The sequence below is a fragment of the Halobacillus massiliensis genome (assembly GCF_900166625.1).
Lineage (GTDB): Bacteria > Bacillota > Bacilli > Bacillales > Halobacillaceae > Halobacillus_A > Halobacillus_A massiliensis.
This window is the reverse complement of sequence record NZ_LT800499.1, coordinates 607,146-623,204: the sequence shown is the minus strand read 5'-3', so window position 1 is coordinate 623,204 and position 16,059 is coordinate 607,146. Positions and strand designations below refer to the sequence as shown.

19 protein-coding genes are annotated in these 16,059 nt (G+C 42.2%); 6 read left to right on the top strand and 13 right to left on the bottom strand.

Annotation, left to right across the window (positions count from 1 at the left end; translation table 11 throughout):
- Positions 1 to 24: 24 nt before the first annotated feature.
- On the top strand, positions 25 to 867 hold the full coding sequence (locus tag B7E06_RS03120; protein WP_082232619.1) for a lipoate--protein ligase family protein: 843 nt from the start codon (positions 25 to 27) through the stop codon (positions 865 to 867).
- Positions 868 to 883: 16 nt separating this feature from the next.
- Here B7E06_RS03120 and B7E06_RS03115 read toward each other — a convergent pair whose 3' ends face one another.
- The 4 genes from B7E06_RS03115 to pta all read right to left on the bottom strand — a co-directional run bounded on the left by B7E06_RS03115 (position 884) and on the right by pta (position 3,649).
- Complete coding sequence (locus B7E06_RS03115; protein WP_082232618.1) at positions 884 to 1,576, bottom strand: hypothetical protein; 693 nt, start codon at positions 1,574 to 1,576, stop codon at positions 884 to 886.
- Positions 1,577 to 1,602: 26 nt separating this feature from the next.
- Positions 1,603 to 2,004, bottom strand: a complete 402-nt coding sequence (locus tag B7E06_RS03110; RefSeq protein ID WP_082232617.1) for a DUF3021 domain-containing protein — start codon at positions 2,002 to 2,004, stop codon at positions 1,603 to 1,605.
- Positions 2,005 to 2,454 (bottom strand): LytTR family DNA-binding domain-containing protein, encoded by a 450-nt coding sequence (locus B7E06_RS03105; protein WP_082232616.1) that lies wholly within the window; start codon positions 2,452 to 2,454, stop codon positions 2,005 to 2,007. It lies immediately after the preceding gene.
- 223 nt (positions 2,455 to 2,677) lie between these two features.
- On the bottom strand, positions 2,678 to 3,649 hold the full coding sequence (gene pta, locus B7E06_RS03100) for a phosphate acetyltransferase (RefSeq protein WP_082232615.1): 972 nt from the start codon (positions 3,647 to 3,649) through the stop codon (positions 2,678 to 2,680).
- A 229-nt stretch (positions 3,650 to 3,878) separates the two neighbouring features.
- Between pta and hemQ the strand changes: the two genes are divergently transcribed.
- Positions 3,879 to 4,616: a hydrogen peroxide-dependent heme synthase gene (gene hemQ / locus B7E06_RS03095; RefSeq protein WP_082232614.1), complete on the top strand. Its 738-nt coding sequence runs from the start codon at positions 3,879 to 3,881 to the stop codon at positions 4,614 to 4,616.
- Positions 4,617 to 5,366: 750 nt separating this feature from the next.
- Here hemQ and B7E06_RS03085 read toward each other — a convergent pair.
- The 5 genes from B7E06_RS03085 to B7E06_RS03065 all read right to left on the bottom strand — a co-directional run bounded on the left by B7E06_RS03085 (position 5,367) and on the right by B7E06_RS03065 (position 9,830).
- Positions 5,367 to 6,089: an ABC transporter permease gene (locus B7E06_RS03085; protein WP_082232612.1), complete on the bottom strand. Its 723-nt coding sequence runs from the start codon at positions 6,087 to 6,089 to the stop codon at positions 5,367 to 5,369.
- Positions 6,089 to 6,793 (bottom strand): ABC transporter permease, encoded by a 705-nt coding sequence (locus tag B7E06_RS03080; protein ID WP_082232611.1) that lies wholly within the window; start codon positions 6,791 to 6,793, stop codon positions 6,089 to 6,091. The genes B7E06_RS03085 and B7E06_RS03080 overlap by 1 nt, the downstream gene beginning before the upstream one ends.
- Positions 6,771 to 7,709 (bottom strand): ABC transporter ATP-binding protein, encoded by a 939-nt coding sequence (locus B7E06_RS03075; protein WP_082232610.1) that lies wholly within the window; start codon positions 7,707 to 7,709, stop codon positions 6,771 to 6,773. Before B7E06_RS03075 ends, B7E06_RS03080 begins: the two co-directional genes overlap by 23 nt.
- Positions 7,710 to 7,815: 106 nt before the next feature.
- Entirely contained in the window at positions 7,816 to 9,165 is a 1,350-nt protein-coding gene (locus tag B7E06_RS03070) for a HAMP domain-containing sensor histidine kinase (protein ID WP_082232609.1), read from the bottom strand.
- On the bottom strand, positions 9,162 to 9,830 hold the full coding sequence (locus tag B7E06_RS03065) for a response regulator transcription factor (RefSeq protein WP_082232608.1): 669 nt from the start codon (positions 9,828 to 9,830) through the stop codon (positions 9,162 to 9,164). The genes B7E06_RS03070 and B7E06_RS03065 overlap by 4 nt, the downstream gene beginning before the upstream one ends.
- A 436-nt stretch (positions 9,831 to 10,266) precedes the next feature.
- On the opposite strand from B7E06_RS03065, the gene gerQ reads away from it, so the two are divergent.
- Together gerQ and B7E06_RS03055 are read left to right on the top strand one after the other, a co-directional pair.
- The gene (gene gerQ / locus B7E06_RS03060) at positions 10,267 to 10,755 is read left to right on the top strand and encodes a spore coat protein GerQ (protein WP_425432219.1); all 489 of its coding nucleotides are present in this window, start codon (positions 10,267 to 10,269) and stop codon (positions 10,753 to 10,755) included.
- 29 nt (positions 10,756 to 10,784) lie between these two features.
- Entirely contained in the window at positions 10,785 to 11,036 is a 252-nt protein-coding gene (locus tag B7E06_RS03055; protein WP_082232607.1) for a hypothetical protein, read from the top strand.
- Here the strand turns inward: B7E06_RS03055 and B7E06_RS03050 are convergent.
- The 4 genes from B7E06_RS03050 to B7E06_RS03035 all read right to left on the bottom strand — a co-directional run bounded on the left by B7E06_RS03050 (position 11,033) and on the right by B7E06_RS03035 (position 13,684).
- Positions 11,033 to 11,401: a DUF423 domain-containing protein gene (locus B7E06_RS03050; protein WP_082235884.1), complete on the bottom strand. Its 369-nt coding sequence runs from the start codon at positions 11,399 to 11,401 to the stop codon at positions 11,033 to 11,035. The two genes, B7E06_RS03055 and B7E06_RS03050, sit on opposite strands and share 4 nt — an antisense overlap.
- A gap of 15 nt (positions 11,402 to 11,416) precedes the next feature.
- Entirely contained in the window at positions 11,417 to 11,728 is a 312-nt protein-coding gene (locus B7E06_RS03045) for a YwdI family protein (RefSeq protein ID WP_082232606.1), read from the bottom strand.
- 142 nt (positions 11,729 to 11,870) lie between these two features.
- Positions 11,871 to 12,125 carry a biotin/lipoyl attachment domain-containing protein gene (locus B7E06_RS03040; RefSeq protein WP_082232605.1) on the bottom strand — a complete coding sequence of 85 codons (255 nt, stop codon included), beginning with the start codon at positions 12,123 to 12,125 and terminating at the stop codon, positions 11,871 to 11,873.
- A gap of 221 nt (positions 12,126 to 12,346) precedes the next feature.
- Positions 12,347 to 13,684: a sodium-dependent transporter gene (locus B7E06_RS03035; RefSeq protein WP_082232604.1), complete on the bottom strand. Its 1,338-nt coding sequence runs from the start codon at positions 13,682 to 13,684 to the stop codon at positions 12,347 to 12,349.
- Between the two features lie 357 nt (positions 13,685 to 14,041).
- Between B7E06_RS03035 and B7E06_RS03025 the strand changes: the two genes are divergently transcribed.
- Both B7E06_RS03025 and B7E06_RS03020 read left to right on the top strand, forming a co-directional pair.
- The gene (locus tag B7E06_RS03025) at positions 14,042 to 14,764 is read left to right on the top strand and encodes a YwaF family protein (RefSeq protein WP_082232602.1); all 723 of its coding nucleotides are present in this window, start codon (positions 14,042 to 14,044) and stop codon (positions 14,762 to 14,764) included.
- A 4-nt stretch (positions 14,765 to 14,768) separates the two neighbouring features.
- A complete protein-coding gene (locus B7E06_RS03020; protein WP_082232601.1) occupies positions 14,769 to 16,001 on the top strand; it encodes a GNAT family N-acetyltransferase in 1,233 nt (410 codons plus the stop codon).
- Positions 16,002 to 16,059 lie beyond the last annotated feature (58 nt).

Sequence of the window (16,059 nt, the reverse complement as noted above, 5' to 3'; positions counted from 1 at the left end):
TATTATAAAGGAGAACGATTTCTTATGAAACAAATACATCATTTACTGCGGCCGGACACCTGTCGCTTCATCGATCAAAGCAGTATGGGTCCCACGTTTTCAGCGCTTCAGTCATTTGCTGTTGACGATGCGTTAGCCATTTCCGTTGGTGAGCAGAAATCCCCGACGGCAGCACGTCTGTGGGTTCATCACGACACCATCGTACTTGGAATTCCTGACGCCCGGCTTCCTCATATTTCCGAGGCAGTGGATTACTTAAAACAGGAAGGCTATCAGGTAGTCGTCCGTAATTCTGGCGGTCTTGCGGTCGCTTTAGACGAAGGTGTACTCAACCTGTCGCTTATTTTTCCCGACTCTAAAAAGGTTAACATCCATGAGGGTTATGAAGCTATGGTTGATTTTATCCAGCATTTGTTTGCTGACCTTACCGATGAGATTGAAGCTTACGAGATTACCCGCTCTTACTGCCCTGGCACCTACGACTTAAGTATAGACGGCAAAAAATTCGCAGGCATTTCCCAGCGCCGGGTGAAAAACGGTTCAGCGGTACAAATTTATCTGGATATCACAGGCAGCGGTGCGGCACGTGCCAGCCTGCTTAAAAACTTTTATGAGATCGGGCTTAAAGAAAGCCCGACCCGGTTTCAATACCCGAATATCGATCCGCGCGTTATGGCGTCATTAAATGAACTTCTTGGAGCAGACTTAACAGTAGCTGATGTCCGCAACCGAATTCTCTTCCAGCTGAACGACTGGTGTGGGAAAATCATCACAGATTCATTAGAGGGAGAAGAGATTGATCATTTTACGAAACGCTTTGAACAGATGATCATCCGCAATAAAAAAGCACTGGAGCAGATAGAATAAGCTTCAGTGCTTTTCTTTATTTTGAGCTTGGCTTCCAGACAGGAAGATCTCTAAACTTAATATTGCCAAATTTAAAGGGTAAATCTAGCGGTGTTTTCTTTACAACTGGTACAGTTTCAATGGTTTGGAGAGCCTCCGCCATCCGGTTGTCTGGAATTGCTCCTAAATTGTGCTTGATTGCATGTAGAGATACATGAGAAGGGATAGCCTTTATGATTTCGTTAATAGGCGGGTGCCAGCCTGAAATCAGAGTCTTATAACCGGTCTGCCCATCCCTATCCCATTCGATAACAAACTTAGGATAGGAAATCGTCTGAGACACACGCTCCCCTCTCACTTTAGAAACAATTCTTGTCGCCCGTCCAATGTATACATTCTTCATATCCACATACGAAATCTTCTCTTCCACTTCTTCATTTTTAGTTGGCCAATGAATTTTTTCATAAAGCCCATTTTCTTCGAAGCTTTGAGTAATACTGACGGGAATTTGATTCTTCCCGGATTTCAAGGTAAAAAAGAGGATAACTGCCATAATTAAAATAATCACTCCAAGATATGCTCCCATTTCCACCTCTTCTGCAGTAAAAGCCCACAGCATAGCTCCCGTGATTAGTCCAATAACCGCTCCCAAAACGTAATTCATTGCTTTTAGTGCGTTCAGATGCCCTTGTTTTATTTCTGCTTTAAATGATAGTGGTTTCGTTTCCATAATCTTCTCCCTGCTGCATCAAATATTCAACTGATACTTTTGTTCATTTCGTTTGTCATTTTCTTAAGATAAAGTCCGATTAAAGACCAAAAAACAAAGTAGATGGCTATAAATATTACCGTACCTATTAGAAGAGCCCCCAACGTAAAAGGCACCCACCCTGTAAAAGCAGAGATGGTATAAAACACGGCTACCGACAGTAGAAAATGAAGGGTCGTCTGCTTAAGCAGGCTCCAATTTTCCACTTCAAAAAGTAATGATGCGAGACTAAAATAGACCCCCATCAGTATACTTCCCAGCATGTTCTTCCAGATTATATCTACACCTGCCTGCACATCATTAACCATCATGATAGTTAAGGCGGCAAATGTAAAAATTCCGGAAAAGCCAAGACCGATGAATACTCTTTCTACGATTTGATGTCCCATTTAGTTTCCTCCTCCTGTTAATTTTTCTTTTAAACTTCGAACATAACGACGAGATACATATTCTTTATTGCCTGAAGTAAAGTAAACACAGAGGTTTCCATTAAAGGATAATTCAAATCTTTCAATATGACGGATACTGCCAATCACAGACTTAGAAAACCTTCCAAACTGATAAGGTTTTAAAAATTCTTCTACTTCATACAGCTTCATCTTAAGTTCAAGGCTTCGGGAGCCAATTTGAGCAAACACTCTCCCGCTTTCCGAGTATACATACTCAATATCTTCGGGTGAGAGAAGAACAGACTGGGCTCCTTCCATGCCAATCAAACGTTTGCGCTGAGATCCATTGATTAATTGAACAAGCTGCTCCAGTTCTTCACTCCACTCTTTTGCATGAATGGTGACAGACAGCTGCTCATTGTTTCCATTTAGATCAATTTTCACATTCACCGTTTTCACCTCGCTTACTTTACTCTAATTCCATTGTAAGCAGAAATTTCCTTCTTTTGCTTGAATTTCAACAAGCGGCTGCTTCTAAGAGATAAGCGGTCAAAAGCTGCTTTTGAAAATGAAAGATGTTATCGTTCTGAGCTTGAAAATTTCATGTATAAAGCAAATTTGAGCATAAAAAAAAGCCCGGAGGATCATACCTCCAGGCTTATCCTATTAAATTTTACAGGGACTGGGCCGCTGTGATAATGGCAAGCTTGTAAACATCATTTGCATTACATCCGCGGGACAGATCGTTAACCGGCTTGTTTAAGCCCTGAAGGATAGGTCCTACGGCATCAAAATTACCTAAACGCTGAGCAATCTTATAGCCGATGTTTCCAGCTTCCAGGCTAGGGAAGATAAACGTGTTCGCTTCTCCTTTAAGCGGAGAATCCGGCGCTTTTTTCTCAGCAACGGAAGGAACAAAGGCCGCGTCAAACTGGAATTCGCCATCAATGACGAGGTTAGCGTTCTGCTGTTTGGCAAGCTCAACGGCTTCACTTACTTTTTCCGTTTCCGGGGAATTAGCAGAGCCTTTCGTTGAAAAGCTAAGCATGGCAACTTTTGGTTCAATATCAAAAAGAGCTGCCGTATCTGCACTAGCTAGTGCAATTTCCGCTAAATCCTGGCTGTCGGGTGAGATATTGATCGCACAATCAGCGAAGACATACTTCTCTTCATCACGAACCATAATAAAGACACCTGAAGTCTTTTTGATTCCCGGTTTTGTCTTAATAAGCTGCAGGGCCGGTCGGACAGTATCGGCTGTCGAATGGGCTGCCCCGCTGACAAGACCGTCTGCTTTATCCATATGAACAAGCATAGTACCAAAATAGTTTCCGTTTTGAAGAATTTCACGTGCCTGTTCTTCTGTTGCCTTACCTTTACGGCGTTCTACAAAGCTTGCTGTCATCTCTTCAAAAGCTTCGTAATTTGCTGGATCAAGTATCTCAGAACCGGAAATATCCACACCGATTTCCTCCGCTTTCTGTATTACTTCTTCTTTATTTCCTACTAGTACAGGTTTAACAAAACCTTCGGCTCCTAACTCACTTACCGCGGTCAGAATCCTTTCATCCAAAGCCTCTGGGAATACAATTTTCTTACTATTCCCACTCATTTTATCTTTTAAAGTATCAAATAGGTTACTCATGAACGAACCCTCCATTTCTTCTTCTGTACTATATGATAAGATGTTTTGTGTTCAATGAAAAGTGTTTTGATAGGAAATTTTCGCATGAAGCGATTACATCTTCACTTTACCCTTTTTTTATGTTCACAATACTTTCAAATTAGCAGAAATGATTAATAAACCAGAGGTATGTTATATTAAATAAGGATGAAATGATAAAGAACCAATACAATAAAGGAGCGATCACACCATGCCAGAAACGGTAGTAACAATGGATGGATGGTATTGCCTTCACGATTTCCGTTCCATCGACTGGACTGCTTGGAAGCGCGCAAGCAGTGAAGAGCGTGACCAGGCTATCAGTGAATTCCACCAGCTGATCGAAAAATGGGAAGATACAGAGAAAAGCAAGCAAGGAAGCCATGCATTGTACACAATTGTTGGTCAAAAGGCAGACCTTCTTCTCATGATTTTACGTCCGACAATGGAAGAGCTGAATGAAATTGAAACGGCTTTTAATAAATCCAAGCTCGCCGAATTTACTACTAAAAATTATTCCTATGTTTCAGTTGTCGAGCTTTCTAACTATATGGGTAATGCGGATGAAAACGACCCTGAAATTCAGGGCCGCCTTAAACCGATTCTTCCTAAATGGAACCATATTTGCTTCTACCCGATGGACAAGCGCCGTCAGGGCAATGATAACTGGTACGTTCTTGAAAAAGATGAACGCGCCAAGCTTATGTATGAGCATGGGATGACCGGCCGTCAGTATGCCGGAAAAATCCGCCAGATCATTACAGGTTCTATCGGATTTGATGACTGGGAATGGGGAGTCACTTTGTTTGCGCATGACGTCTTGAATTTCAAGAAGCTTGTTTATGAAATGCGTTTTGACACGGTAACTTCCCGCTACGGCGACTTTGGATCTTTCTACATCGGAAATATCCTGAAAACAGATGAGGTTGCGAAATTCTTACACGTTTAATAATTGTGAAAAGGCTGCCGAAAAGCTATCGGCAGCCTTTTATTTAGTTTTTTACACTAGAGAACCGTTTACCTAACTTAAAAAAAGAGTTGGCCTGGGGAAAAGTCAAACAGTGAGCTTCCTATGATATTGCACTCCAGAATCTCCCCTTTTCTATTTTGATCGGGTCCGTTTAATGGAGAGAACCGGGACTGGGGAAACAACTCGCTTTCCATGGGCGAACGGTGAGCTTCCTCGGGCTTTTAGCCCTCCGGGATCTCACCCTGTTCTATCCTCCCATAGGAGTCTCGTCGTTTCCCCTGCCCCTTTATGTATTTAGAGTAACGGAACATTAACGTAAAAGGCTAAGGGTAGAGGATTTCCCTCCAAACATAGTGTTCCGTTTATCCCGACAACGGTAAAGAGGCTGGGAAATGGTGAGACTCCTGCAGGGAGATAGAGCCAAGGGCGAGATCCGCGAGTGTATCGAGCTAGCTCAACGGCTCCCCGCGGAAAGCGAGCTATTTCCCATCCGCTTTTCTCCAAACGAGTTAAACGGAACCGTCTATTTTCCATGCAGTAATAAGAAGAATAAGAGGATTTGCGAGACTCCTGCAGGGAGATAGAGCCAGGGTGAGATCCGCGAGTGCAACGAGCTAGCTCAACGGCTCCCCGTGAAAAGCCAGTCATTTCCCAGCCGCTTTTCGCTACACGTGATAAACGGAACAGTCTTGACTCTACTCAAAATGAGAAGAGCAAATGCACCAATGCCTATACAGCTTTCCTCTGAATACTCACACTTCCTCCTATATATAACAGAACAAAGCTGAGTCCGACCGCCAGAAGCAGGGATCCCGCCGGCATTGTGAAAAATCCACCATCTTCAGCCTGCATCATAATAAACGGCTGAACCCAGGGATACCAGGGGCGGAACATTTCAGAGTTAGCAACGAGCATATTGGGGATGGTTAAGATGACATTCAAGGTAAAAGGAGCTGCAAAGCTGGACCAGATCGCCGCGAACCAAAGGGTAAGAGCAATTAATGGCATTGTTGCGATCAATCCCCCTATTAAACATTTAAAAAGGATATCTACCGGAAGTCCTCCCCCTATCCCCTGATAAAGCCCTGCTGTAATATAGACAATCGAAAACATTAATTGGTTAAGAGCTACAAGTCCAAAGACGATCAGATATTTTGCCAAATATACATGCTGCCTGGCAACCGGCATACTGAACAGGCGCCTCCATCCACCACTTTGATGTTCATAGCGGCAAATAAATCCTGAAAACACACTGATGATCAGCGGCAGGATTAGTAAAGAATGTGCCGCTCCCATCATTACGAGAAGATAAGCCCATCCTTCTTTACCTTCAACTGGAAGGTCAACAGTAAAGCCGATTATTGCAGCAAACAATGGGCTGATAAATAATAGACTCCATACTTTTGTTCTTTTAATTTTCAACCATTCAGAAGCTAATAATGAACGAACCATCAGGCAATATCCCTCCTTTTAAAATCAATTACTCCGGCCGTTAAAATAACGATGCCCACCAGCAGCCCAAGTCCTACATAAGGAAGTGGATCGGCATCGGGGAAAATCATCGGCCATCTCCAGATCACCCACTCAGGTACGCTGTAGGAATAAGTGGAAAAAACGGCTCCGAAAATCCCAATTGCCAACGGACCAGCTTGATTTTTCTGTACGATAGACATCCACAACTGAATGGCCAGCACAGGTAAACCTGCAAAAAAAGGATAAAAGCTGTTTTTTAACACAGCTGCCGTTTGAAATTCCCACCCAAATCCAAGAGCAAGTCCTAAGGCGATGCTGCCTATGAAAAGCAAGATCGAAGAGATAAATATCATGCCCGCTGTTACGATAAACTTAGAGACAAAAACATCTCGCCTTTTTACAGGAAGAGCCAGCAGCTGCTTCCATGCCGTTTCTTTATGCTCGATCGAAGCCATCTGTGAAGCTAAGATCGTCATCCCAAGAAGCAGGGCCGGGGCAACGAACATATTGATGCTTTGAAGCAGTGTGGCCCATTGATCATCCGTTCTCGATGTAATCCACTCATAGCGGACACCGTAATTAACAGCTTGCAGGGCAATGACACCGAATGGACCGAGGAAGACAAGAAACCAGAACCATTTTCTTTTAATTTTTAATAATTCAGCTTGCAGAAGATGAACCATAGCTCTCCTCCTCTTCTGTTTTCGTTAAATCCAAGAAAATGCCTTCCAGCGATTGGCGCAGCTCTTCCACTCGATAAACAGGAAATTTTTCCTTAATCAAAGCAGCTACCAGGCCAGACACTTCTTCATCGGTTCCGCTTTCTGTAAAAATATAATCTTCTTCCGCATCCACGACATAACCATACGATAGGAGTTTCCTTTTTGCAGCTTCTCCATTACCTACTCGCAGACGGATACGAGGCTGTGCTTTATTTTTCAATCGTTTAATGGAATCTTGATAAATGAGCTGTCCTTTAGAGATGATGCCTACCTGTGTAGCCATTTGTTCCACTTCGCTTAATAAATGGCTTGAAATCAAAATTGTCATGCCATATTTTTCAGGGAGAGATTTGATCAATTCCCTGATTTCATGAATACCTGATGGATCAAGTCCGTTTGTTGGTTCATCAAGAATAAGAAGCTCCGGCTCCCCAAGCAGTGCGGAAGCTATCCCAAGACGCTGCTTCATTCCAAGAGAGTACTCCTTAACAGGCCGATGCGCATCTGCTGTTAAACGGACAACTTCAAGAACTTCATTTATTCTGGATTTAGGAACCTGCAGAATCTTACGCAGTGCCTCGAGGTTCTCTCTGCCGTTTAAATGATCGTAGTAAGAAGGTGATTCTACCAGGGACCCTACTTTTTTAAGAATTTCAATTTTAGTTGCCTTTAAGTCCTTGCCAAAAATATGGATACTGCCGGAAGTTGGTTTCATTAAACCAAGGAGCATTCGGATGGTTGTAGTTTTCCCAGCTCCATTAGGTCCTAAAAAACCGTAAATTTCCCCTTTCTTAATCGTAAGCTCTACTCTGTCCACTACATTCATCTGTTTAAAAGTTTTTACTAATCCATGTGTTTGAATTACTGTTTCACTCACTATTATCACCTCACTTTTATCCTAGATCTTCCAATTTAAAAACTGGGAGATGTTTTGTTTAAATTTTGTTTAAATTTGCCTAAAAAAAAGATGCCAGTTTTAACAACTAGACATCTTTTCGGGCAATCGTAATGCGTGTTCCCGCTTCACTCGAATTAATGATTAAATGAAGTTTCATTTCGTTTACCATTAATTCAACGATTGAGAGACCAATTCCGGCACCGTCTTTACCTTCAGACCCTTTCATTCCCGGCCCTCGATCCTCAAGTGTAATCTCATTTTCTTTAACACCTATTCGTGTGTATTTACCTTCACTTGCATAGCGGATCACATTCTGCATTAAGTTATCAAAAATTCGTTCCATCCACTTTGGATCTATTTCCCAATATACAGGGTCGCTTGTAACCAATTCAATTTCGATCTGATGCTGCTCAAGTGTCGGATACCAGTGAGCCGCAATTTCTTTCATCATTCGGTTTACTTCTGTCTGTTTTGGATGATAAGGATACCTTTTCCCTGTGAGAAGTGTTAAGGAAAGCAGGTTATCTATTAAATGGCTGAGGTAATCAATTTTTTGCTGAACCGATGCTAATTTCTCCTGCGATTCTCTGCTCGTAATTTCTCCGCTGATATCCGACAGTGAGGCACGGATCGTTGTTAAAGGAGTGCGCAAATCATGTGATAGATTAGCAATCAGGTCCCGCCGGATTGTCTCTTCCTGTTTCTCACGCTGCCTGCCTGCTTTAAGCTTTTCCACCATTCCGTTAAAACTATGCTCCAGCTGTCCTATTTCATCCTCATTCGATATCGTAACAGGCGAGGGAATGCCATTCCCCCCATGTTCTTCCATAGCCTCCTTCAACCTCAATAGTCGTTTATGGACTTTTCTAAAGAAAAACCACGACAAGGTCATAAATCCAAGCATGACGGTAGAAATACCAAGAATATATGCGACTGTGTACCATTCATCCAGCCGCTGTACAGGCGGACCGATAAAAAGCCGATCAATTTGTGTAACCATAAATCCCTGGCCAGCCGCTTCATCGCCAATAAAAGCAATCACAGTAAACGGGTCAGCGCCATAGTTATCCTTCATAAATTCAACGGTATAAGAAGAACTCCACTGATCCGGAAGATTTTGATCGTAGTTCATTATTTCCTGAGTCACCCCGTCCCCATTCACCCAAAACATACCGGCTTCCGGGAACTCTAAAGACAGCTCCTTAAGCTTTTCGTTGATTTCTTTCGGCGAGGCGCCGTTAAGACGGCTTGCTTCCTCATGCCACCTCTCTTCATATTGCTCGGCACTCCCGTAAGGTTCATCTGTATCTTCTAACATAATACCTGGAAAATAAACAAGTAATGAGGCAAGCGGCAAGGAAATTGGCAGGGCCAGAACAGCAAGTAATATAATAAATAAATATTTAACCTGAAGCGACTGCAGCCATTTTCTCATCCCCTCACCCGGTAACCTATCCCGCGAATGGTTTCAATAATTTCCGGAGATGAGGGATCTTTTTCGATTTTTTCCCGAAGATAGCGGATATGGACCATAAGTGCTTTATCACCATCCCGATAAGGCTCTCCCCACACCCCTTCGTAAATTTGTTCCTTTGTTAAAATCTGGTTTAAATGCCTGAGAAAATACTTAAAGATATAAAACTGTTTCCCTGTTAGTAAAATTTCCTGGGATGTTTCCTTATTTTTAATGATCTGCTGGTCCAGTAAAACGGTTAAATGGCCGATGGAGAGAGTCTCATTTGGCGTTCGATCAAACTTCCTCATTTGAATTTCTATCCTTTTGATTAGTTCCTCAGGGTGAAACGGTTTCGTCATATAATCATCAGCAAACTCTAATCCTTCTAATTTATCATCAATCGCTGTTCTTGCGGAAAGCATAATAACGGGAAGCTGTGGAAAGTTCCTTTTTAACCGGCGTCCTAGTGAGAAGCCGTCCAGCCCCGGAAGCATGACATCCAGCACGGCCGCATCATATTCCTCCATATTGTCTGGAAGGTTATGGCCTGAGCGGTACCAACTCACTTTAAAGTCATTCTCTTTCAGCTTCCTTTCTACCCATTCTCCGATTTCGGGGTCATCCTCTATGTATAGCACTCTCATTTTTCAACCTCCTTATGGATCATCCTTCACCCTGTATTTTACAATAATCCGTGTTTATATGTTTTACCTTTCTCTTTTTTTATACATATCCTCCCCAGACCCGTACATATAGTTTTAGAGAGTCAGTTTTAGACGGGGAGTGAGGTGCCAGCATAGCTGCCGGCCAAAAAAAATTATGGCTGTTTACAAAAGCTGCTTCTGAAAAAGAGCCGGGTAGAAGGTAAAGCAGCCGGCATAAGTCATTAGCTTGCGAAAATGACACCCAGCAAACACCTTGGGGTGGAGCCCCGGAATGGTAAACATTCAATCACACTGTTATGCTCCCACACGATCAAACTGTCCAACTGTTTATTAATTATGTTAAGGAGTGATCAGATTGGCTAATAATCAGCAGCAGGGATCCCAAAACTCACAAGGTGCGCAAGGATCCAATGGAATGCAAGGAATGCAGGGGACCAATGGAATGCCCGGAATGCAAGGTATGCAGGGAATGCAGGGAGGGAACGGAATGCCTGGCATGCAAGGAATGCCCTACAACCCTGGATCTTACAGCGGAGGAGCCCAGGGCTTACAAGGGGTGCAGGGAGTCCAAGGCATGCAGGTGCCTTATATGTCAGGCGGCGGAACTCAAGGCGGCATGCTGCCTATGGAACAATCTTATATTGAGAATATCCTGAGACTGAACCGAGGCAAAGAGGCCACTGTTTATATGACCTTTGAAAATAACACGAAGTGGAATGCTAAGATTTTCCGGGGAATTATTGAAGCTGCCGGACGTGACCATATCATTTTAAGTGATCCGCAAGACGGTAAACGGTACATCCTGCTTATGGTTTACCTTGATTACATTACATTTGATGAAGAAATAAATTATACCTATCCATTTAACGGCGGCGGTTTAACTCAATACCCTCCACGGCGTTAATATGATGAACTATAGAAAGGGGTGATCGGGTGCGACATCCCTATGCAGCTTTTATCCAATTGCAGTATGGTGCTATTCTCGGTGCTGTCATCCTTGCTTTTGTCGCGCTATTCAACTTGGATCATCAATGGATCATACTCCTTATGTTTTATGTACTTACGATCAGTTTGCTTATCGAGGCTTTTGTAGAATATAAAAAAGAGCAGCTGATGATAAGTATCAGTCAGCTGCTTCGTGCGATTATTCTTTTTATATTTACCACTATTCTTTATTTTTTTTAAATATAACGAATAACTGCAATTCCCAGCAAAATCCAGCCGATTAAGAAAGATAAGCCTCCCAGCGGAGTAATCATAGCAAACGTCTTAATTCCAGTCGGCGCATAAATATATAGACTTCCTGAAAATAGAATAATCCCAACCAAAAAGAACCATCCCGCTCCTGTCATCAGGCCGGTCTGGATTTTGCTCATTAATAAGCCCGTTACAAACAGCGCCATTGTGTGAAACATTTGATAATCTACCGCTTTCTCCCACTGGCTCAATCCTTTAGCAGATACTTTCCCTTCTAATCCGTGGGCACCGAATGCCCCTAACGCCACGGATAAAAAGCCATTTAAAACGCCCAGCAGTAAAAATATCTTCATCATATGATTTCCCCCTTAAAAGTCAAAAATTGACGAGCCATTTGCCTCATCATGCCCGGCTTCTTTATTATCTTCTGATGCTTTGCGTACAGGAGCATCACTTCCCATCATTCTCCTAATCTCTTCTGCTGTTGGTTCCTGAACCGATCCTTGTTGTTGGGAGCGGCCGGATAGGGACGACGAAGTTTCCTGATCAAGCACCAGATCAGCTAATAGACGAACAGCCCGCACATGCTCGCGAAGCTTGTGGTCGTCTTCATGATTAAGCATCGCTTCTTGTATCTCACTCGACATCTTTTTTAAAATAGATTGATTTGATATGGCCATATATTGAAGACTCCTTTTGTTATGATGTAAAACATCCGCATTTATCATAACATGTCAGAGGTACAGATGTCTTTTACGTTTGTTCATAAAAAAAAGCCTTTAATACGGAAGGTACATCCGTATTAAAGGCTTTTTCCACTTACTAGTCGCTTCCGGTAATCAGCAGGTCATCCTGTAATACCGTCAGCCGGGAATAGGGGGTAACTTCCTGTCCAGGTTTGGTATCTACTATCTTAATAGTGCCGCTTATTCCAACCGCAACTTCTACTAATTCCTTATCTTCTGTTTCGATCAAAAACAATGGTTCCCATTCATATACATACGAATCTTCACCGATTAGAACATCTTTAATCGAGCCATAGCAAGGACTATACACCTGTTCCAGCACTTCTTTCATAATTTCTCTCCTTTATTAGGTGTTAAACTTACCATTTAATCTACTCTATTCTTTAAGTGCCCAAGCCATGCTTTAAATTAATATGACATTGTGAATATTTGATTAAATATGGACGTGAAGCAAGAGTATATGAATACCAAAAAACCCGCACAGGGACTTCCCCGTGCGGGTTTTACTTTTGAAATTGTGAATCCTTTAAGTGTTCCATTATTCTCTTGCCTTTAAATTAGACCAAGTGAATTTAAACAGACGAGGATAATCCCAATCGGTGCAATATACCGTACTATAAAGTACCATACTTTCCCAATTGCGGACCCGGTAAAATCTGTCGCTTCGAGCGCCTGCTCTTTAGTAAAATACCAGCCTACAAAGAGAATCATCGCCAATCCGCCGAGCGGCAGGAAAATATAAGAGGCAACATAATCCATGGAATCAAGAATATTCATTTCTCCAAGCGGCGTCACACCAGCCCAGATACCAAATCCTAAAGATACGACAATTCCAAGCACAAACATAATCGATCCCATCAGGATACTTGTAAACCGACGTGACCAGTTACACACCCTCATGAAGTAAGCCGTCGGCACTTCTAATATGGATACTGATGACGATAGAGATGCAAGAATTAATGCAAAGAAAAACACGATTCCGACAATGCCGCCAAATGGAATTTGTTCAAAGATCGTTGGCAGCGTAATAAATACAAGCGGCGGCCCTGAAGCAGGATCAATACCAAATGCAAAAACCGCTGGGAAAATAACTATCCCCGCCACTACCGCAAAAAAGGTATCCATAATTCCAATTCCAAGTGTGGCCCCAGGCAGCTTCTGTTCTTTTGATAGATAGCTGCCATATGTCAGCATGGCCCCCATCCCGATACTCAGCGAGAAAAAGGCCTGACCTAAAGCGGCAATATAAATGGATGGATCACTAAATGCTGACCAGTCGGGTGAAAATAAGAAGGCGAGTCCTTCTGAAGCTCCTTCAAAAGATATACTATAAAAAGCTAATATAATTAATATAATGGCTAGTAACGGCATAAAGATTTTATTAGCAGACTCTATCCCTTTTTTCACTCCGCTCACAACGATAAAGATAGTAAATGCCATAAAAAGCGCTGTCCAGAACAATGGCTGCCAGGATTGGGAAATAAACGATCCAAACTCCTGCTCGTAGCCCCCTGTGGGAACGGAAGCCATACTCCCTGTGACATACTGGACGAAATAATAAATGGCCCACCCAGCTACTACACTATAAAAACTAAGGATTAAAAAAGCACTCATCACACCGAAGAATCCGGATAAATACCAAGGAGTCCCAGGTGCCAGCTTCTGAAAAGAGCCAACAACATCGCTCTGAGCCTTACGTCCGATACTGACTTCTGAAAGTAATAACGGAATACCGATCAAAAGAACACAGACAAGGTAAATTAATAAAAAAGCGCCTCCCCCATTGTTACCAGCTACAAAAGAGAAACGCCATATATTGCCCAGTCCGACAGCGGACCCCATGGCAGCCAGCATAAAACCTAATCTGGATCCCCAGTTCTCTCTAGTCATTAGTCAATCATCTCCCTTCAATATACTTCTAATTCTAAATATTTCTCAGCATACCATACTTTATTCACAGAAACGATATGAAATTCTACTTTTCAGCGATTTTAAAGCTTAACATCAAAATAAGAGGGCAAATTCTTTGATTTCCGCAGAATTTCTAATGATTTCGACTGAAATTGCATGCATTTTGTTCCAGTAGAAGAAGCAACTACAGTACATCCTCTTGGAAAATGGGGGTTCCATGCAGTAAAGAAATAGCCGCAGTTAAAGTAATTGATTTTTCCCATAGGGAATTCTTCCTGCATTTAGTATGATAGAATCATACCACAGGAAAATCTACTACTCTAGGATGTGAACAACATGAAGCAATGGTGGGGAGCCTACAGTACTCATAGATTTGAATTGTTTAGTTACAGTCATTTCATCATGCTTATCTTTTTCACAATAGGCACCTTATTTCTGCTTCTATATGCTCAACAAATCAAGCGAGAAACTCTCCCTCATCATTGGATTAGATGGATACTCTTCAGTCTTCTGCTAATCTGTGAACTGAGTTATCAAATCTGGGCTCTGGCCCACGGTTTCTTCACAACAGGTCTCTACCTGCCGCTGCACCTGTGCGGCATTGCTTCAATTATCGGCATGATCGGCCTTCTCACCTATCATCCTAAATTCATTCAATTGAACTACTTTATCGGAATCGTCCCTGCCCTGTTTGCTTTAATTACGCCTGACTTACCCTATGATTATGAGCATTTCCGTTTTTGGAAATTTTTTATTCAGCATATGGCCATTGTATGGACTAGTATCTTCCTGCTTCTCTCAATTAAAGTCCCTATCCATTTAAAAGTAACTTTAGAAGCTTATTTATATCTTCTAGGCTATGCTGTAGTTATGGCACTTTTTAATAAATGGATGAACACAAATTATTTGTACCTTTCTTATCCTCCCATGGAAGGTACGCTATTAAACCTTTTAGGTACGGGATTCTCTTACCTTTTTAATTTATCTTTAATGGCCCTTAGCTTTTTCTTCTTATTATTAGTAATCTATAAAGGAAGCTATTTGTTGAAAAGGAAGTGATCGAATGGAGATCCGAAGAACGACAGATTATCGCGACTTTACTGAAATTCTAAGCCGGTGTTATCCGGTTATGGGATTGACCACAGAAGAAGATAAACAAAAAGCTGCCGAACACCGCGAGAAGATGGAAGCCTATGAAAACGTCAGCCATTACGGTGTGTATGATGAAGATCAGCTGCTTGGCGGCTTTATTCAATATGCATTTCCAATGAATGTGTATGGTCAGACGCTTCCTTCTGCAGGTGTAGGCACATTGGCTGTGGATCTTCCTTATAAGAAACGGGGCATTGCGAAGCAAATGATTACACATGTCATAGAGGAAGCAAAGGACCAGGGATTTCCCCTTGTCCAGCTTTATCCGTTTCGTCCTGACTTTTATCGTAAAATGGGCTTCGGTTCAGGTCCTAAGCTTCAAGTTTATCGTTTCGCACCTGAGCAAGTACCTTTCCAGGAACAAATAAAACCTGTCGACGCCCTGAACTCTAATCATACCGAAGAAATAAGTAGTTTCTACCATGACTGGGCACAGGATACGCATGGAGCTTGTGACAAGAAGGACTATGAGTTCCGCTACATCTCAGCAGCTCATACTCACACGATCGGCTATCGGGAAAACGGCAAGTTAAAAGGTTATCTCGTGTATGAAATGAAACATGAGACGGGTTTTCATCAAGAGCTCAAAGTCATTGACTGGTTTACCCTTTCAAATGATGCCTTTCACTCATTTATGAATTTCTTTCATAATCAGAAAGACCAGGTTGATGTGATCACCTTCCCTACTTATGATGAAGACATTGCTTTCTTTTTAAAAGACCCGCGTTACAAGGCTGATCGAATGATTCACAGACTGTATCATAAAACTCATGAAACAGGGACAGGTCTTATGTATCGAATCGTTGACCTTCCGCTCTTTATGAATTACATTTACGATCATTCATTTGGGCCGGCAAGTGTCACCATTAACTTTATTATTAATGATTCCTTTTCAAATCAGCAGCAGTCTTATTGTTATACTTTTAAGAATGGACAGGCCTCACAAGCCGACAGCAGCACGCCATGGGCAGTCAAACTGTCTCTTGATATTGCAGAGCTCTCTTCCCTGCTGATGGGGTGTATCTCTCTTGAAAAGCTGCTTGATTACCGAAAAGCAGAAATTGATGGAAGTGAACAAGGAATAAAGCAAGCCATTAAATTATTTGCTTTTCCTGAAAAACCAGTCAGCTGGTCTTTTTTCTAATTTAAAATTTCACAAAATAAAAGCTTGTAGAAAACATGAGTTCTCTACAAGCTTTTTC